Below are 17,773 nucleotides of genomic sequence, written 5' to 3' on the forward strand. Positions count from 1 at the left end.
CGGTAGTTAATAATAACTGCCTGTGGTTTTAATTGAAAAACATTGGATTTTTATAAATGAAAACGTTTGTTGCTAAACCAGAAACAGTAAAACGTGACTGGTACGTAGTTGACGCTGAAGGTAAAACTTTAGGTCGCATCGCTACTGAAATCGCTCATCGCCTACGCGGTAAGCACAAAGCTGAATACACTCCACACGTAGATACTGGTGATTACATCATCGTTATCAACGCTGAGAAAGTTACTGTAACTGGTAACAAATTCAAAGATAAAGTGTACTACGCTCATACTGGTTTCCCAGGTGGTCTTAAGTCTACTACTTTTGATAAACTTCAAGCTGCAAAGCCTGAAATGATCATCGAAAAAGCTGTTAAAGGCATGTTGCCACGTGGTCCTTTAGGCCGCGCTATGTACCGTAAACTTAAAGTTTACGCAGGTACTGAGCACAACCATGCTGCACAACAGCCTCAGGTTCTAGACATTTAAGGAGCACTATCATGGCAAATCAATACTACGGTACAGGTCGTCGTAAAAGTTCAAGTGCTCGCGTATTCTTACGCCCAGGCACTGGTAACATCGTAATCAACAAGCGCTCTTTAGAAGAGTACTTTGGTCGCGAAACAGCACGCATGGTTGTTCGTCAAGCTCTTGAGCTTGTTGACATGACTGAAAAATTTGACCTTCACATCACCGTTGCCGGTGGTGGTACAACTGGTCAAGCTGGTGCTATCCGTCACGGTATCACTCGTGCACTTATGGAGTTTGACGAGTCATTACGTCCACAACTTCGTAAAGCAGGTTTTGTTACACGTGATGCACGTAAAGTTGAACGTAAGAAAGTGGGTCTTAAGAAAGCGCGTAAGCGTCCACAGTTCTCAAAACGTTAATTTTTACGTTATCAAGAATTCAAAAACCCAGCTTATGCTGGGTTTTTTGTTTTTGGCATTAAAATTTAAGTACTTACCTACCTCAAGCTCGCTTTTTTAAGGTTAGGCGCTGATCATATTTTATAAATACTGCGTATTTAATGTACGAAAGCTTTAAAATACCCATTTCGCTGCAAAAAAGTTAAATAATTATCGCAATTAGTGTAAATCCATCAGTTAATTGGTGGAATTTTTTGCTACAATTGGCTGGCAAGTAGTATGAGCAAGTTCAACATCACCATGTACAGTTTATCTGTTTCCTCGTAGTGGGGTTGATCTTGGTCAGTATATTGTTTTTACAGAAGCGCTATTATAGTCATTCGGCTTTATTCTCGAGCTTACTTTATCAAACTATTGATCAAGTCGGGTTATTCGAGCGTGAGGCTGTGAATAACCTTGTTTTAATCAAGGGTTTTAATTATGATCGCTTCTATTTTAAAAATTTCGAAAAATTAACCTGCTGTAACTGATGTTCTCAATATAGCAAGTGTTGAGAATCATAGTGGAGATAAGTGGATGAGCAATGCGCCTGTAGACAATGGCCGACGTCGCTTTTTAACCATAGCTACCTCTGTTGTAGGTGGTGTTGGTGCGGCTGGGGCTGCTGTTCCTTTTATTGCGTCTTGGAATCCAAGTGAGCGAGCTAAATCTGCGGGTGCGCCTGTAGAAGTAGATATCAGCAAACTTGAGCCAGGACAATTAATACGTGTCGAGTGGCGTGGTAAACCTGTATGGGTTGTATCACGTACCCCTAAAATGCTTGAGCAGATGAAAGAACATGAAGGTCAACTTCGTGATCCGCAATCGCAAGAGCCACAACAACTAGAATCATCAACAAATGATTACCGTTCATTACGCCCAGAGATTTTTGTCGCTGTTGGTATTTGTACGCATTTAGGGTGTTCTCCAGGCTTTTTCCAAGGTAACTTTAGTGAAAAAGTTGAAGGGACAGATGATGGTTTTTACTGTCCATGTCACGGTTCTAAATTTGATATGGCTGGGCGAGTATTTCAATCAGTTCCTGCACCGTTGAACTTAGAAGTACCACCTTATACTTTTCTTGATGAAACCACTATTTTAGTGGGCGAAGAAAAAGGGGTAGCCTAATGTTTGGTAAAATTGTTAGTTGGATTGACGACCGTATCCCAATGACACGTGTTTGGAACATGCACATTGCACAGTATCCAGCACCTAAAAACTTTAACTTCTGGTACTTTTTTGGCTCACTAGCCATGTTAGTACTAGTAAACCAAATACTTACTGGTATTTGGTTAACGATGAACTTTGTTCCCTCTTCTGAAGGCGCTTTCGCATCAGTAGAGTACATCATGCGTGATGTTGAATACGGTTGGTTATTACGTTATTTACACTCAACGGGTGCATCTGCGTTTTTCATCGTTGTTTATATGCATATGTTCCGTGGCATGATCTACGGCTCTTACCAAAAACCACGTGAATTACTGTGGTTGTTCGGTATGTTTATTTTCTTAGCATTAATGGCTGAAGCCTTCATGGGTTACTTACTACCATGGGGTCAAATGTCGTTCTGGGGTGCGCAGGTAATCATTTCGTTATTCGGGGCTATTCCGGTAATTGGTGATGACTTAACACTTTGGATCCGTGGTGACTACGTAATATCGGGTGCAACGCTTAATCGCTTCTTTGCATTACACGTTATTGCACTACCATTGGTTATTGTAATTTTAGTGTTCTTACACATTGTTGCGCTGCACGAAGTGGGCTCTAACAACCCTGACGGTGTTGAAATAAAACGCAAAAAAGGCACTGTGGCTGAAGAAGATAAGTCTAAATTTAAATTCCATGAGTATTACACTGACAAAAAAGACATTGTTGATGCGATACCGTTCCACCCGTACTACACAGTAAAAGATATTGTGGGCGTGGTTGGTTTCTTAATCTTGTTCTGTTGGGTTGTATTCTTTATGCCTGCGATGAATGGTTTCTTCCTAGAAGCGCCAAACTTTGAAGCAGCAAACCCACTTAAAACGCCAGAGCACATTTTCCCAGTTTGGTACTTTACGCCATTCTATGCAATCTTACGTGCAATCCCTGATAAGCTTATCGGTGTTGCGGCAATGGGTGCGTCAATTGTGGTACTCGCATTGTTACCGTGGATTGACCGTGGTCGTGTTAAATCGGTTCGTTACCGTTGTGGTTTCCACAAATGGAACATTGCAGGTTTTGTTGTAACTTTCGTTCTTTTAGGTTGGGTGGGTGCAACGCCACAAACTGATATGAAAACGATAATTTCTCAAATCTGTACTGTGACTTACTTTATGTTCTTCGTACTGTTATTTATATACAGTAAGAATGAAAAAACTAAGCCATTGCCTGAGAGGTTAACGAAATGATGAAAAAGCTACTTATTGGTGTATTTGCTTTATCAGTAAACTTGCTGCCTAACATGGTTATGGCTGCGGGTCCTTCGGTTCCTCTTATGGAAGCGGGTAACGATATATCTGATCAGCCTTCTTTGCAGCGCGGCGCAAAGTTGTTCATGAACTACTGTCTTGGTTGTCACCAAATGCAGTATCAACGTTATGAACGTACTTTCCGTGATATTGGTATTCCAACCGAGCTTGGCAAAGAGCAATTGATTTTTGATGGTTCAAAAGTAGGTGGCCATATTCTTAACGCTATTGCAAAAGAAGATGCTGCTAAATGGTTTGGTGCGGCTCCGCCGGATTTAACCAATGTGGCGCGTGTGCGTGGCAGTGATTGGATTTACACTTACTTAAAATCGTTTTACAAAGATGAATCTCGCCCGTTTGGCGTAAATAATACGTTATTCCCATCGGTGGGTATGCCACATGTTCTTCAAGAACTACAAGGGCTACCAACACCTATCATTGAAGAAGTTGAACAACATGGTCAAACAGTGACTAAAGTTGTTGGTACTGAAACAGATGGTAAGGGCGAATTAAGCGTTGATGAATACGATCAAGCGGTTCGTGATTTAACGAATTTCTTAGAGTATGTAGGTGAACCTACACGCCTTGAGTCAGAAGCGTTAGGTATTAAGGTAATTGGATTTTTAGTTATCCTGTTTATCTTGGCATTTATGCTTAAGAAAGAATACTGGAGAGATGTTCATTAATTTGAGCATTTTACAAGGTAATTTTGCAATAGGGGCTTAAGCCCCTATTGCTGTTTTAGTTATTTAATGGAGGTATAGGCATGGCCGTAGCTGCCAATAAGCGCCCTGTAATGACCCTTTTTTCTGGTGCTAACTGTATGTATAGCCACCAAGTACGTATTGTACTTGCAGAAAAAGGTGTAAGTGTAGATATTCATTTGGCTGAAAAGGATAACTTGCCAGAGGCACTTCACGAAATTAACCCTTACGGTACAGTACCCACACTGATTGACCGTGAGCTTGGCTTATATCAGGCAAACATCATCATGGAATACCTTGATGAACGTTTCCCTCATCCTCCACTAATGCCTGTGTATCCGGTAATGCGTGGTCGTAGCCGTTTAATGATGCACCGTATTGATACTGATTGGTACAGCCTTGCTGAAAAAATCATTAACAATACAGCAGATGCTGCACAAGCTCGTAAAGAGTTAACTGAAGCGTTACTTGCAATTGCACCAATCTTTAACGAAGCTCCATACTTTATGAGTGAAGAGTTTAGCTTAGTAGATTGTTATTTAGCACCACTATTATGGCGTTTACCAGAGTTTGGTATTGAGCTTAATGGCTCTGGCGCTAAAGAGCTAAAAGAGTACATGATCCGCTTATTTGAGCGTGAGTCATTCCAAGCTTCTTTAACTGAAGCAGAGCGTGAGATCCGTTTATAATGACGCCTAATCGTCCTTATTTACTACGTGCTTTTTTTGATTGGATCGTAGATAACGACTGCACACCACATTTAGTGGTTGATGCGCAGTACCCAGCAGTACAAGTGCCTACGCAGTTTGTACAAGATGGCCAAATAGTGCTTAATATTAGCCCTTCTGCCGTTACTGGGTTTTCGTTAGATATGGAACAACTAAGCTTTAATGCGCGCTTTGGCGGACAGCCAATGCAAGTATATGTGCCTTTAGGTGCGGTGCTTGCTATTTATGCGCGTGAAAATGGCGAAGGAACAGTCTTTACTGCAGATGAGTTTTTAGAGGACGAAGACGATTTTGCACCTGACCTTGAAAGTGTGGAAACATCAGATGAGATTATTGATGAGACCCCGCCAGAAAAGCCAGAAAAGAAAAAAGGCTCACATTTACGCGTTATCAAGTAACGCTTAAATACAAAAAAACCGCTAATTAAGCGGTTTTTTTATGTGCCTTTTAAAAGGCTTTTTATGTATTTTATAAATATTCAAACACTTTAATAACGCGCTCTACACCCGATACATTGCGTGCAATGTTAACCGCTTGGTTAGACTCAGATTCAGATACTAATCCCATTAAAAATACTTCAGCGTTTTCGGTCACTACTTTAATATTATTACTCGGTATATCTTTAGCTGTTAAAAGCTGCGCTTTTACTTTAGAGGTTAGCCACGAGTCATGCGTTTGTGTGGTAATTCCAATATTTGAGCCAATTCTAATTTGGTTATGAATTTTACGTATACCTGAGAGCCCCTCAATGCTCTGCTGAGCTTGGTTTTTCATTTCTTGATTGGCAACCTGACCTACCAATAAAACAATGCCATTAACGCTTATAGCGTCTACATTAGCGAACTTTTCTAGTCGTTCAACTTCACTAAGCGCAATACTGGCTTTAATTTCTATATTATTGTCGTCTATTTGCGAGCCAATGGTGCGGCGATCATTTGCTGCTGTTACTGCACCAGCTGTTCCTGCAACCACTGCGGCTGCACAGCCTTGCAGTAAAACAACAGTACCTAAAACAATAAGAGAGCGTTTAAACATAATTTTCATCCTGCGGGAAAAGAGTTAAATCAACCAGTTCACTTAAGCAATGTAAGTTAACTAAGTGAGATTCAATAATGCGGCTAGGGCGCTTAGATGGCGTACGAATTTCTACATCATTAGGGCCTAATAAGCCAACGAGTTCTCCACCATCGTCACCTACCATCACTATGACCTTCATATCTTTAGTAAGTGCCGCTTCTACAGCAGAAATAATATGTTTTTCGTTACCATTAATTGCTAACGCAAGCAGTAAGTCGCCTTGTTGTGCAAAGGCACGTACTTGGCGAGCAAAGGTATCATGCTCATCTACTTGGCTACTTTGCCCTAAATTGATGCTTTCTTGAGATAGCGCAATAGCAGGTAAACAGGGGCGCTCTGTTTCGTAGTGATTAACTAATACGCCGGCCATGTGTTGCGCTAGCATATGGCAGTTTGCCGTGCCACAGCAAAGGAGTTTGTTACCATTAATTAAACTTTGTGCAATGGTAAATGCCGCAGACTCTAGTGCGCTTGGCAGTACTTCGCCTGCTGCTATTTGTACTTGAATGCTTTCTGTAAAAATTTCTTTAATTGTATCTTGCATAGACTACCAATAATTTATTCGTCATTTTTGTTTGTTGCTGGGCGTTTTACTAATCTGTTTGCGTGGTGTTAAAGTACGCTTTTGATCCAATTTATATTGCCAGAGCCTTCACCTGTAATGGCAACGTAGTCGACTCTTATAGGCTGATTAGTTAAGTTTTTTGCTGCCAAGTAGTGATAAATAGTGCGTTTTAGTCGTGCTTGTTTTTGTGCGCCAAGGGCATAATTTGCACCGCCTCTCGCATTGTTTTTACGAAACTTAACTTCTACAAATACAAGCGTATCGCCGTGTTTCATAATTACATCAAGCTCACCAAAGGGGCAGTAATAATTACGCTCAATAGGCGTAAGCCCTTCACGGGTTAAGTATTTCTCTGCTTGGCGTTCATAGTACTGGCCTTTTTCTCGGCTATTTTGCCACAGCTCTTTAAACCACGACATAGCCGCTCCAGGTTAATCAAACGTAAGCGTATTGCTTTCGTTGGCTGATTGCATAAATAAAGGCACGGGCTGCTTTGTTTCTAGCTGTACGGCTTTTATGCGTCTATTTGTGTATTGTGCCCAATCAAGCGTACGTTCTATGTGTCCGCTTGTATTGACCGAAAGCTTTCCACTTAAACCTGTAAACTTATTACCGGGCATTACACTCAGTTGCCTAATGTCGCTGAGCACCGATACGGCATCGTAAGCCATGGCAAATAGGCGTTGGCTTATATCGGCATTTTCAGGCCACAGCGTGTTGTATTGGTTGCGTAAATTATGTTGTTTAACTGTCGCATTAAGCATCCACGGAAGCTCTGTAAAGTAAAGCCCTTCTAAATCGCCTTTATCGGTGCGATCTATTTGTTTACTATGGCTTTTAGAGCTGGCATAAAGCGGGATCCGCTGTGCAAAAGTACTTACATTTACATCTAAATAAGGTTTTATCAGGCGTGTTTCTATAGCGTCGCCTAAAATGTAAATCGCATCAATATCGCTACGAGAGCGGGTTTCACTTTCTACTTCTTGTTTAAATAAAGACTTCACCGTTTTAATACGCTGCTTAGATTTATCAACCTCTAACAAGCTTGTAATTGTGTTTGGCATGTCTTTGTTATCGTTATAAAACCCAATTTGCGGTTTTGTTTCGCTATAGCGCTGCCACTGAATATTAAAGTAATCAACCAAACGCTGACCATTGGCATTATTAGGCGCTAATAACATAGGCTTTTGATAACCTTTAGCTAAAAAGTGCTCCAGCGCTTGCTGCACTTCATGCTCAGGGTTTAAAGCAAAAAAGTAATGTTGCAGCGAGAGTCGCTCACCATCAAATGTATTTAAGTGTAATGTTGGGGTATCAATAAGTGTTTTAGCTTGCGCAAGTTTATCTATATTCGCTTTTAATAATGGCCCAATCACAAAGTCTGGATTAAATTGGCTTAGCTGCTCGCTTAGCACTTGGGTTGCAAGGTTTTCATCTATAAAAACAGTGTCGCTAATAGTTTGCTTATCAAGCCCTGCCAAAATGCCGGCCTTTAGGGCGTCACCTAAACGCTCATTTGCGCCTGATTGCGGTAAAAGTACAGCTAAACGCTCTATATTAACTGGTGCTAGGTCGGCTAGGGCTTCATCTTGCTCGGGTAAAATAGCTACGGCAGGGTGCCCAGGGTAGCGACGGCGCCAATTATTAATGGCTTGGTCAAGCTCTACACCGCTATTTGCATATACCTGGTGGTATAAAGCTAAGTTAGTCCAACCTTGTTGTATAACAGAGCCACGATTAAAGCGCTCCAGCGCATAAGAAGACAGCTTTGTTAAGTTATCCCACAGCGCACTTTGCAGAGCAGGGATCTCAATATTATTTTTATTCGCAGTTTCTGAGGCTCTAAAAAAATAAGGTGCGGCGCGCTTAGGAAAGTTTTGCGATGCATATATGCTAGCAGTTAAATATTGATGCCAAGCAAAGTGTTCAGGCTGTTTAAGTTGGCCATCGAGCGATTGCAAAATAACGAGCGCTTGGTCGTTTTTATTTTGCTGCTTTTGTGCATAAGCAATGTATAAGCGGTTTTGAATTTTATCTACACTTGGGGTTTGCTCAAGCTCATTACAAATGTTTTCAAGTAACGGCCAGCTTTGCTCCGAAATAGCCGCATCACGCGCACTATAAAGCAATTGAATTTTGTCGGCACCGGTACGATTAAGCGCTAATTTATAAATAGCATCGGCACTGGTTGCTTGATTTTGCAGCGCATTCGCACTGGTGTTAATGCTATCGCTATTTTTAGTTGGTTTTTCGGTTGTGCTACAGGCCGATAACCCTGACAATATAATTAATAGACTAACAAGTTTAAGTCGCACAATGATTTCCCAATACGTTAACGCGATTTGCTTATATTACTGACTGACGCAGGAGACCTCAATGTTAAATGAGGAGAATTCACAGAAAATTGGCACTCTTTACATTGTTGCCACCCCAATTGGCAATTTTGACGACTTAAGCCAGCGTGCCATCGCGACATTATCGCAAGTTGACTTAATCGCTGCTGAAGACACGCGCCACACCGGTAAGCTACTAAGCCACTTTGGTATAAAGGCTAAAACCTTTGCACTACATGACCATAACGAAAAACAAAAAGCGCAGCAGATTATTGATTGGCTAAACGAAGGCAAAAATATCGCGCTAGTCTCAGATGCCGGCACGCCGCTTATAAGCGACCCAGGTTATGCCGTGGTAAACCTGTGCCGCGAGCAAGGCGCGCATGTAACACCCGTGCCCGGTGCGTGTGCTGCTATTACTGCAGTGTGTTGTTCAGGCCTGCCAACAGATCGCTTTCAGTTTATTGGCTTTACACCGGCTAAAAGTAAAGCCCGTCAAGATTTTTTCATAGAAGCTGTAAACTCAAGCATTACCAGCATAATGTACGAAAGCACCCACCGTATTATGGCAAGCCTAGATGATTTAGAAGCCGCCCTAGGTAGTGATCAACAAGTGGTATTTGCAAAAGAGCTAACCAAAACCTTTGAAACCTTTTTTAATGGTAGCGTAAGTGAGTTAAAGCAGTTTTTAACTGATGACCCAACCAAGCAACGCGGCGAAATAGTGCTCATGTTGCCAGGTAAACCCAAGCAAGTAGATGATATACCGCCAGAGGCGCGTAAAATGCTGGCGCTACTTGAAAGCGAAATGCCGATGAAAAAAGCCTGTGGTATTGTTGCTGAATACTTTGGAATGAAGAAAAACGCCCTGTATAAAACAATTATTGACGAAAAAGAGTAAATCTTTACTGCGTACAAGGCACAGCTCATGTATACTGCGCGCCGAGTTAGCCAAGATAATCGCTGCCTGTGACGAAAATGATCAGGGGGAGGAAAGTCCGGGCTCCACAGGGCAGAGTGCCAGCTAACGGCTGGGGGGCGTGAGCCCACGACAAGTGCAGCAGAGAGGAGACCGCCAACCCTCGGGTTGGTAAGGGTGAAAGGGTGCGGTAAGAGCGCACCGGGCCACTGGTAACAGTTGGTTGCAAGGTAAACTCCACTCGGAGCAAGACCAAATAGGGTTCCTTATGGCGTGGCCCACGTTGGAACCGGGTAGGTTGCTTGAGCCATAGAGCGATTTATGGCCTAGACGAATGATTATCACTTTCTTCGGAAAGGACAGAACCCGGCTTATAGGCTAACTCACTCATTCAACAAAAAGGCCCGCAGTTAACGCTGCGGGCTTTTTTGTGCCTAAAATTTGATTAAGTACTTTGTTGTTTTTTAAGGCTCAGGCTGTCCTTTTTTAAGTCGCTTACTGAGTGCTGGCTGCGATATACCGAGTAGTTGCGCTGCCATTGATTGATTTGAGTTGCTACGTTTCATCGCTTCTGCCACCAGTAATTCTGCGGCTTGTTTTAAAGTGGGTAGCGTTGATGTTGACTCAAATAACGGCTTGGCAAGCTGGGCTTGCATATCTAATTTGGGCACGGCGCTGCGTACGCTTTCAAACGCTTTCATAGACAGGGCGCCACTTTGGTGGGTGCTCATTGCATCAAAGGCCATGGCGCGCAGCTCTCTTATATTGCCTGGGAAAGCGTAGTTTTCGAGTAAAACTAATAATTCTTTTGGAATACTTGCCACCGGTTTATTAAATTCTTGTGCGGCAAGCGTTAAAAAGTGCTCTAGCAGTAAAGGGATGTCTTGTTTTCGCTCTCTAAGTGGTGGAATATTCACATGATGAATTTTTAAACGGTAGTATAAATCGTTTCTAAATTCGCCATTTTCTTTTTTAGTGAGTAAATTTTGGTGGGTGGCTGCAATAATGCGCGCGTTGATGCGCTTTGGGGTATCGCTGCCTACTGGGTAATATTCGCCTTCTTGCAAAAGCCTTAATAACTTTACTTGCGAGGCCAGGTTTAAATCGCCAATTTCATCAAGAAATAGTATTCCGCCTGATGCGCGTTCTATCATGCCTTTGCGGGCTTGCTCAGCGCCTGTAAAAGCGCCTTTTTTATGACCAAATAAGGTATCTGAAAATAAGTTATCGTCAAGGCCGGCTACGTTTACACACACAAGCTCGCCACTGCAGCTACTGGTTTCGTGAATGGCTCTGGCTATAAGCTCCTTTCCTACGCCGCTTTCTCCGGTAATAAGAATAGGTTGTTGGCTATTTGATATAGACTCAATGTAATTAAACACCGAATGCATTTGATGATCCACACTAATAATTTTAGAAAACGCAGGGTGCAGGCTTGTTTGGTTTTCTAGCAGATAGCCGCGCATGGCTTGGTTTTCTAGGTTTAGCTCTTGAAAACGCACCACCTGCATTATGCTATTACTTAGGCGTTCGGGATCTTCTGTTTTTACATGATAACCATAAGCACCTAACTTTATGCATTTTACAGCGGCTTCTACTTGGTTAATGCCGCTGATGATCACCACCGAAATGTGCGGAAAAAGCTCTGTAATTTGCGCTATAAGCTCATCGCCGCTGATATGTGGCATGTTTAAATCAAGCAATACAACGCGAACATTCCCTTGGTTTAGTTTGGCAATTACATCGCGGCTATCATTACATTGTACAATGTTGTTAATGCCGCAGTAGCGCTCTATTGCAAACGATATGCTTCGTAAAAAGCTGTTGTCGTCATCACAAATGAGGACCTCAAAACTAGGATATAAATTAGTATTCATAGTTCACTCTCGTGTTGTAATAAGGGTAGTGATAGCTTTACTTTTGTGCCTTTACCGAGGGTTGATTTAAAGGTGAGTTGGCCTTGGTGATCTGCCACGATCCCCGCTGATACAGAAAGCCCTAAGCCGGTGCCGCCAGATTGTCGTTTGGTGGTATAAAAGGGGTCGGTGAGCTTAATTAAGTGCTGTTGATCAATGCCTACCCCTTGATCTTCAATGCTCAGCACAACCTGATTGTGTTTAGTATGGAAATAGCTGGTGATAATAATTTTTTGCGATTTGTCTTCAAGCGCTTGGCAGGCATTTAAAATTAAATTTACGATTACCTGCTCAATGCGGCTGCCGCTGCCTTTAAACGCAGGCAGTGAGTTGGCTAAGTTAACCTCTAAGTGGTTTGTCGAGTTTTTAATTTGATTTGTGACTAAGCGAATAGAGCGGTTTGTTAGTAGGTTTAAATCTAGCTGCTCAGTTTTCTCATGCGATGCTTCACCTTTTACGGCAAAGCTTTTTAAATCCTCTACTATGCCTTTTACCTTGTTACTGGCGATGTGCATATCGTCTAAAATTTCTGGCAGCATATGTTTAAAGCGCTGATAGCTTACACCGGCAACAAGAAAGTCGCCTTGGCGTGCTTGATGCTCATCAAGTATGTCTGTTGCATCTTCAAAGGCTTCTTTTATAAACGGAAAATTTAACGTTAAAATGCTACATGGGTTATTTATTTCGTGAGCTACTCCCGAAACCAACACCCCCAGTGAGGCCATTTTATCTGCATGAAGTAGCTGTAACTGCTGGGCTTGTAGCTCTTTGGTGCGGCTTTCTACTTTTTTGCGCAGGGCTTTGTTCCAAATTATCACCACGGTACTAATTAGTAGCAGCACCACTACACATATACCCGCTATTACGCCAGCTTTTGACCAAGGTGATACGTTTAACGGGCCAAACCATTTGTCGTAAATTTCTTGCTGGCGTCCGGTATTTTTTAAAATAGCTAAGCCTTGAGTAAATTGCGATAACAGCGCTTCATCTGCGGTTTTAGTGGCATAGCCATAAAGCCGGTTTCTTTCTAGGCTAGAAATAGCAGTGATGTTTGATAGCCCCAATTTTTTACTTAAATACAAGCCGGGTAAGTTTGAAACTACTGCAAAGTCATAGCGGCCAGAGGCAAGCAAGCGCAGGGCATCGGCATGGGTTTCAACCGGTATAAGGGTAATGTTTAAGCCTGAGTGGTTAAGCATATCAAATGCTGAGCCATTGCTTTGTACAATAACACGGTAGTTTTCAAGCTCGCTGTAGTGCGCTATTTTAGGGCTATTGTCGCGCGCAAATATAGAGTGGTTAACAAACGTGTGCGGGCTAAAGTTATACAGATCGGTGCGCTCGGGTGTGGCGGCCATGCCTTGTAAAATATCCACATTTCCACGGTCAAACTCGGCTCTTATTTCGGCCCAGGGCATTAGCTTTATTTTTATATTAAGCCCCATTACAGCGGCTATTTCTTGGCTAAGTTCTACGTTGTAACCTGTAAGCTCGCCATCTTCGTTAATAAACTCATAAGGGGGGTAGTTAAAATCTCCGCCCACTATAATTTGTTTAGGCTGCGATAAATTAGCTTGTGCAATGCAGTTTAGGCTATTAATACCCAGTAGGCTTAGTAGCGCTATTTTTAATACATAAAACCAAGCGTTTTGTTTAATAAACAAGTGAGTAAACCTCTGCATTTTTTAGTTGTGGTAGTGCGTTAGTAAATTGTCTAAACAGTACAAATAAAATGGCGTTTAAGTTCCTTTTACAGCCGCAAAAAGGTTGTTTTTAGTTGGCAGCAGGGGACTATAGTCTGTATTTTAATTTTATATAAATTAGGTACTAACGAATTTATCATGGTTTTAAGTCTTATCTATTTATACTTTAAACTAAATAAGAATAAATTAATTGTTAATTAAGGTTTTTTGTAAGGCAGTTATGTCTTTTTAAGGCTGTTTAATAAAATAAAAGCGATTTAATATCGGCTATTAAATCGCTTTTATTGGTTGGGCCTATTTAGAGAATGTTGACCTGTGTAGATTAACGTTTTTCAAGCTAGGGCAGTTTAAGCAAGGCGCTGGCTTTTAAGCGAGTAGGCTTAATAATCGCTTTTGCTAAATACTAAACTCACTACTGTAATTTTAATCACGATTGGTCAACATGCCTTAGTACTAAAACTTCATGTTTAGGTTTACTTGAATGCGATCGCGGCCATTGTTGTTAGTGGGTATATCGTTATTAATATTATCCACGCTAAACCACCTTAAATCGGCATTTAGGTTCTCTGCAATTTTGTAATCTAGCTGTACGTGTGTGCCTTTAATATTGGTATAAGAACCCGGAGTATTAGTTTGCGTAAACGCGCCGTTCATAGGCAATGCATAGGCTTCGGTACGTAGCACGTAAAAACGCAGGCCAAACTGCTTATTAATTTGATAACGAGCATGTACAGTAAACGCTGTATTTTCGCTGTCGGCTTCACTTGTGTAGTAATCGGCTGCAAAGCGCACTGCGCCATAACGTACATCAAGGTTGTAGGTCATTACGTTGCCTGCTTGGTCATCATCAAGGCCCGACTCAGCACTGGCATAGGCCGTATCTGAGGCGCTAACAAAAATTCCGCCAATACCGGCTTTAACGTTAACGTTATTAAAACTTGTAGCATATACACCTTGTAGCTGTTGCCAGCTGGCATCGCGCTTGCCTTCGCCATTATCGACGTTTTCTTCAAGAATAATATGCCCCGCATTAACGCTAAACGTATTGTTACTCCAGTTAGCTTGTACACCTTCTAGCGCTATATCGTCACGAAAAAGCAGCTCTGATGAATGCATATAAACGGGTGCCGCCTTACCAATATATACTTGGGTGTTACTAAGCCCTGTGTACTTCATAAAGGCGCGGTCTAAACCAAAGTCATCGTTATCGCTGGTATCGGTGATACCAAAGGTTTGATGGGTTGAATCGTGTTGGCTTGAGGTTGTTCTAAAGCGCATTTGCGCTGACCAGTTATCGGTAGCCGCGTATTTAATACCAAATCGGGCACGCAAACGGGCGCGGCTTGTTGAGTCAATTGTATCGCCTTCGGTGTGCTCAAAGCGCATACGCATATCGCCAAATAGCTTAACGGCTTCAAGGCCATTTAAACCTTTAATTGTAATATCTGCGTGGGCTGGCTTAGCTAAGGCAATAACACCTAATGCAACGGGTAAATAGATAAGTTTACTAGTCATGGTTTGTTCTCTATAAAATTACTAAATCGAGGGTTATTGCTTAGCGGGTTGAGCCGCTGTGTTGTCTTGGTTGTAAAGGGTTTCGTCAAGCTCGCCTTCGCTTTTACCAATTAATAAAGTAACCATTAAATCGCCTGTTACATTTATGGTAGTGCGCGCCATATCTAAAATTCGGTCAATACCGGCAACTATTGCAATGCCTTCAAGGGGTAAGCCAACGGTGGTCAGTACTAGCGAAAGCATAATAAGGCCTGCACCGGGTACACCAGCGGTGCCTACAGAGGCTAAAGTAGCTGTAGCTATAATGGTTAAGTAATCTGTTGTGGTGAGGTCAATACCAAAGGCTTGGGCAATAAACAGTGCTAATACGCCTTGGTATAAAGCGGTGCCATCCATGTTAATAGTGGCGCCTACAGGCAGTACAAAGCTTGATACAGTACGCGATACACCTAAGTTTTGGGTGGCGCATTTAATGCTGGCAGGTAAAGTACCTGAGCTACTTGTGGTGGTAAAAGCAATAATTTGCGCTTCAATAATACCTTTATAAAAACGTTGTGGATTAAGCTTGCCTAGTAAGCCTACAAAGCCGCCACCTAACACTAAAACGTGAATAATGCAGCCTAGGTACACTAAGCCAATTACTTTTATAAGTGGCAGTAAAACATCCAGTCCGTACTTGCCAGATACCCAAGCCATTAATGCAAATACACCGTATGGTGCCAGCTTCATTACAAGCTCAGTTAACTTGTACATTGCATCGGCTAGGCTTTCAAACATTTTGCTAGCGGGTTCGCCTTTTTCACCAATTAGGTTTAAAGCAATGCCTAAGCTCAACGCAAACACAATAATTTGTAAAATATTACCTGAGGCTAATGAGCCCACTGGGTTTTTTGGTACTAAACCTACAATGGTGTCTACTAAGGTAGGGCTTGGTTTAGCATCGGCTACTGTGGTTGCAACCATATTTAAGCCTGCGCCAGGTTCAAACAACAACCCAAGACCCAAACCAATAGAAATAGCTACTGCGGTGGTGGCTAAATAAAATACGATTGACTTAACACCAATACGCCCCATTTTAGTGGTGTCTTTCATTGAGGTAACACCAACAATTAATGAGCAAAATATAAGCGGTACAATTAACATTTTTATGGCGCTAATAAATAGCTGGCCAATTGGTTTTATATATTCAGCATTATTGCCTAACAGCATGCCGGCAATAATACCCGCTATCATACCTATGAGTATTTTTAGCCAGAGCGCCATTTTTTTAGGCTCGTTGTTATTAATACTTGTTGTACTGGTCATAGTGTTATTCCAATTATTTATAATATTTAGTGGGAGCTATTTAACTTTTGCTTAGGGCGTTAACGCGCATATTGCACTGGCACGTGCACAGGCCACACAAGGGGCTTGCAATGATATGGACAAGCTTTCGTTAGCCTTTTTAGATAGGGGTTGTTTGTACACGTGCATAATTAAGCTCTAAAGTTGTTAGATTATTGTTATTGCATTAATAATGCCAAGCACGGTTTTGTTAATAACGTATTGAATGTTATTGGTTTTATTGTTTTTGGTTGGTGGTTTGTTAATATAACTTTTTGAATAATTATTAATAATGAAAGGCGGGTTAAAGGCGGCTTAAATGATGATTTATAAATAACTGATTTAAAATCAATGAGTTGATAGGTGTATAACTTTTATTATTGATATAACAAAAGTTATATTTAATGCATTAATTAATCATATTTTTTTGATTTTTTAGGGTTTAAAACATTATTAAGTTGTAAATTGGCTGTATGTGGTTTTATTTTTTCTTATACGTTTAACTTAGATAATATTTTTACCCTGTTCAGGATCTCGTGATTTTTCGGCTTGATCACGAATTTCGTCGGTATCACTACTTACATCATCAACCGTTTCATTTTGCTGCTGCAGCTGCTTAGAGCTTTGCTGAGCAGTTAAAGGTTGCTCAGCTTTGTTGGTGGGCTTTTGTGTATCACTCTCATCAGGTGCACTGAGTAAAATACGCTCGCGGGCATCATCTGGCATACTGATGTTTTGCGCTGTAAATTCGGTTACTAGCTCACGCATTAACTGCGAGGCCACTTTTAACGGGCTATGTTGCTCGCTGTTAACCCAAAAAAACAGATTAAAGTTAATTGTTGAGCTGCCTAAATTATTGATCAGCACTTGTGCTGGTGGCTCAGTAATCACACCCGTTTGCTTGTTTGCAATTTCAAGGGCGAGTGTTTGGCAGTAACGAATATCGTTATCGTAACCTATGCCAATCACCACCTTGGCACGCATTTTTGGATTTGCAGTTAGGTTTTTAATGGTATTTTTATAAACCGTGGCGTTAGGTATTTGTATATGGTTGCCATCGTAATCAACTAAGGTGGTTGCGCGAGCGGTGACCTTTTTAACCACACCTAAGCGGCCATCGACTTCTATTACATCGTCTATTTTAAATGGCCGTTGAACGCTCAACAGCAAACTAGCAATAAAGTTCTCTGCTATGTCTCTAAAGGCAAAGCCCAATATTAAGCCTATTAATCCGGTTCCGCTCATAATAGCAATAGCAAATTCGGTAAGTCCTGCTAAACGTAAAAATAAATACACGCCCAGCAATAAAATTAAAATGCTAATCCCGCGTTTGGCCACTAAGTGCACAAGTTTACTGTCGGTCATATAAATGAGCGGTTTTACTAACAGCTTAGACAAAGGACTGGCGACAAAGTAGCTAATAGTTAAAAGTATAAAACCTAATAAAAGAGTGGGTAATATTTGCGCTGTTGCGTGAAGTAATTGCAAACTTTGGGCGTATAAATACTGCCAACTGAGCACGCTTTCTGGGGTGTTTAAGGCATTCACAGCCGTGGTGTTCACTGCAATTAGCATAGTTATAAGGCTGTTCATGGCGTATTACCTTGGTATTTTAAATAATCTAGCAAGCAGC

The 17,773-nt window shown here is 41.6% G+C and carries 17 protein-coding genes and 1 other RNA gene; 9 read left to right on the plus strand and 9 right to left on the minus strand.

The window, feature by feature from the left end; translation table 11 throughout:
* Positions 1-56: 56 nt before the first annotated feature.
* From rplM to AN390_RS01070, 7 genes are all read left to right on the plus strand, one after another.
* The gene (rplM, locus tag AN390_RS01040; RefSeq protein ID WP_004589103.1) at positions 57-485 is read left to right on the plus strand and encodes a 50S ribosomal protein L13; all 429 of its coding nucleotides are present in this window, start codon (positions 57-59) and stop codon (positions 483-485) included.
* A gap of 8 nt (positions 486-493) precedes the next feature.
* On the plus strand, positions 494-886 hold the full coding sequence (gene rpsI / locus AN390_RS01045) for a 30S ribosomal protein S9 (RefSeq protein WP_024600778.1): 393 nt from the start codon (positions 494-496) through the stop codon (positions 884-886).
* A 555-nt stretch (positions 887-1,441) separates the two neighbouring features.
* A complete protein-coding gene (petA, locus tag AN390_RS01050) occupies positions 1,442-2,032 on the plus strand; it encodes a ubiquinol-cytochrome c reductase iron-sulfur subunit (protein ID WP_004589105.1) in 591 nt (196 codons plus the stop codon).
* Positions 2,032-3,297, plus strand: coding sequence for a cytochrome b N-terminal domain-containing protein (locus tag AN390_RS01055; RefSeq protein ID WP_004589106.1), 1,266 nt, complete (start codon positions 2,032-2,034; stop codon positions 3,295-3,297). The genes petA and AN390_RS01055 overlap by 1 nt, the downstream gene beginning before the upstream one ends.
* Positions 3,294-4,043 (plus strand): cytochrome c1, encoded by a 750-nt coding sequence (locus AN390_RS01060; RefSeq protein WP_024033324.1) that lies wholly within the window; start codon positions 3,294-3,296, stop codon positions 4,041-4,043. Before AN390_RS01055 ends, AN390_RS01060 begins: the two co-directional genes overlap by 4 nt.
* 80 nt (positions 4,044-4,123) lie before the next feature.
* A complete protein-coding gene (sspA, locus tag AN390_RS01065) occupies positions 4,124-4,750 on the plus strand; it encodes a stringent starvation protein SspA (protein ID WP_004589108.1) in 627 nt (208 codons plus the stop codon).
* A complete protein-coding gene (locus tag AN390_RS01070) occupies positions 4,750-5,187 on the plus strand; it encodes a ClpXP protease specificity-enhancing factor (protein ID WP_004589109.1) in 438 nt (145 codons plus the stop codon). Before sspA ends, AN390_RS01070 begins: the two co-directional genes overlap by 1 nt.
* A gap of 70 nt (positions 5,188-5,257) precedes the next feature.
* Here the strand turns inward: AN390_RS01070 and dolP are convergent, their stop codons facing one another.
* The 4 genes from dolP to AN390_RS01090 all read right to left on the minus strand — a co-directional run bounded on the left by dolP (position 5,258) and on the right by AN390_RS01090 (position 8,746).
* Positions 5,258-5,824, minus strand: coding sequence for a division/outer membrane stress-associated lipid-binding lipoprotein (gene dolP / locus AN390_RS01075; RefSeq protein WP_004589110.1), 567 nt, complete (start codon positions 5,822-5,824; stop codon positions 5,258-5,260).
* Positions 5,817-6,410 (minus strand): SIS domain-containing protein, encoded by a 594-nt coding sequence (locus tag AN390_RS01080; RefSeq protein ID WP_055252728.1) that lies wholly within the window; start codon positions 6,408-6,410, stop codon positions 5,817-5,819. The genes dolP and AN390_RS01080 overlap by 8 nt, the downstream gene beginning before the upstream one ends.
* 68 nt (positions 6,411-6,478) lie before the next feature.
* Positions 6,479-6,850: a YraN family protein gene (locus tag AN390_RS01085; protein WP_004589112.1), complete on the minus strand. Its 372-nt coding sequence runs from the start codon at positions 6,848-6,850 to the stop codon at positions 6,479-6,481.
* A 12-nt stretch (positions 6,851-6,862) separates the two neighbouring features.
* Positions 6,863-8,746, minus strand: coding sequence for a penicillin-binding protein activator (locus AN390_RS01090; protein ID WP_055252729.1), 1,884 nt, complete (start codon positions 8,744-8,746; stop codon positions 6,863-6,865).
* Between the two features lie 61 nt (positions 8,747-8,807).
* Between AN390_RS01090 and rsmI the strand changes: the two genes are divergently transcribed.
* Together rsmI and rnpB are read left to right on the plus strand one after the other, a co-directional pair.
* Positions 8,808-9,665, plus strand: coding sequence for a 16S rRNA (cytidine(1402)-2'-O)-methyltransferase (gene rsmI / locus AN390_RS01095; protein ID WP_055252730.1), 858 nt, complete (start codon positions 8,808-8,810; stop codon positions 9,663-9,665).
* Positions 9,666-9,707: 42 nt separating this feature from the next.
* Positions 9,708-10,073, plus strand: an RNA gene (gene rnpB, locus AN390_RS02690) — RNase P RNA component class A.
* Between the two features lie 74 nt (positions 10,074-10,147).
* On the opposite strand, the gene AN390_RS01100 is transcribed toward rnpB, so the two are convergent.
* The 5 genes from AN390_RS01100 to AN390_RS01120 form a co-directional block, all read right to left on the minus strand.
* Positions 10,148-11,560 (minus strand): sigma-54 dependent transcriptional regulator, encoded by a 1,413-nt coding sequence (locus AN390_RS01100; protein WP_055252731.1) that lies wholly within the window; start codon positions 11,558-11,560, stop codon positions 10,148-10,150.
* Positions 11,557-13,263: a transporter substrate-binding domain-containing protein gene (locus AN390_RS01105; RefSeq protein ID WP_055252732.1), complete on the minus strand. Its 1,707-nt coding sequence runs from the start codon at positions 13,261-13,263 to the stop codon at positions 11,557-11,559. The genes AN390_RS01100 and AN390_RS01105 overlap by 4 nt, the downstream gene beginning before the upstream one ends.
* Before the next feature lie 492 nt (positions 13,264-13,755).
* Complete coding sequence (locus AN390_RS01110; RefSeq protein ID WP_055252733.1) at positions 13,756-14,817, minus strand: putative porin; 1,062 nt, start codon at positions 14,815-14,817, stop codon at positions 13,756-13,758.
* Positions 14,818-14,850: 33 nt separating this feature from the next.
* Positions 14,851-16,122, minus strand: coding sequence for a dicarboxylate/amino acid:cation symporter (locus AN390_RS01115; RefSeq protein ID WP_004589122.1), 1,272 nt, complete (start codon positions 16,120-16,122; stop codon positions 14,851-14,853).
* Between the two features lie 522 nt (positions 16,123-16,644).
* A complete protein-coding gene (locus AN390_RS01120) occupies positions 16,645-17,715 on the minus strand; it encodes a mechanosensitive ion channel family protein (RefSeq protein ID WP_052026279.1) in 1,071 nt (356 codons plus the stop codon).
* Positions 17,716-17,773 lie beyond the last annotated feature (58 nt).

Origin of the sequence: Pseudoalteromonas sp. P1-11 (assembly GCF_001399995.1) — a bacterium.
GTDB lineage: Bacteria > Pseudomonadota > Gammaproteobacteria > Enterobacterales > Alteromonadaceae > Pseudoalteromonas > Pseudoalteromonas atlantica.

Coding starts and splice junctions, on each gene's coding strand:
- AN390_RS01060 (WP_024033324.1), top strand. CDS start 3,294: ATGATGAAAAAGCTACTTATTGGTGTATTTGCTTTATCAGTAAACTTG.
- rsmI (WP_055252730.1), top strand. CDS start 8,808: ATGTTAAATGAGGAGAATTCACAGAAAATTGGCACTCTTTACATTGTT.
- dolP (WP_004589110.1), bottom strand. CDS start 5,824: ATGTTTAAACGCTCTCTTATTGTTTTAGGTACTGTTGTTTTACTGCAA.
- AN390_RS01070 (WP_004589109.1), top strand. CDS start 4,750: ATGACGCCTAATCGTCCTTATTTACTACGTGCTTTTTTTGATTGGATC.
- AN390_RS01115 (WP_004589122.1), bottom strand. CDS start 16,122: ATGACCAGTACAACAAGTATTAATAACAACGAGCCTAAAAAAATGGCG.
- AN390_RS01055 (WP_004589106.1), top strand. CDS start 2,032: ATGTTTGGTAAAATTGTTAGTTGGATTGACGACCGTATCCCAATGACA.
- AN390_RS01085 (WP_004589112.1), bottom strand. CDS start 6,850: ATGTCGTGGTTTAAAGAGCTGTGGCAAAATAGCCGAGAAAAAGGCCAG.
- AN390_RS01100 (WP_055252731.1), bottom strand. CDS start 11,560: ATGAATACTAATTTATATCCTAGTTTTGAGGTCCTCATTTGTGATGAC.
- AN390_RS01110 (WP_055252733.1), bottom strand. CDS start 14,817: ATGACTAGTAAACTTATCTATTTACCCGTTGCATTAGGTGTTATTGCC.
- petA (WP_004589105.1), top strand. CDS start 1,442: ATGAGCAATGCGCCTGTAGACAATGGCCGACGTCGCTTTTTAACCATA.
- sspA (WP_004589108.1), top strand. CDS start 4,124: ATGGCCGTAGCTGCCAATAAGCGCCCTGTAATGACCCTTTTTTCTGGT.
- AN390_RS01120 (WP_052026279.1), bottom strand. CDS start 17,715: ATGCTAATTGCAGTGAACACCACGGCTGTGAATGCCTTAAACACCCCA.
- AN390_RS01080 (WP_055252728.1), bottom strand. CDS start 6,410: ATGCAAGATACAATTAAAGAAATTTTTACAGAAAGCATTCAAGTACAA.
- rplM (WP_004589103.1), top strand. CDS start 57: ATGAAAACGTTTGTTGCTAAACCAGAAACAGTAAAACGTGACTGGTAC.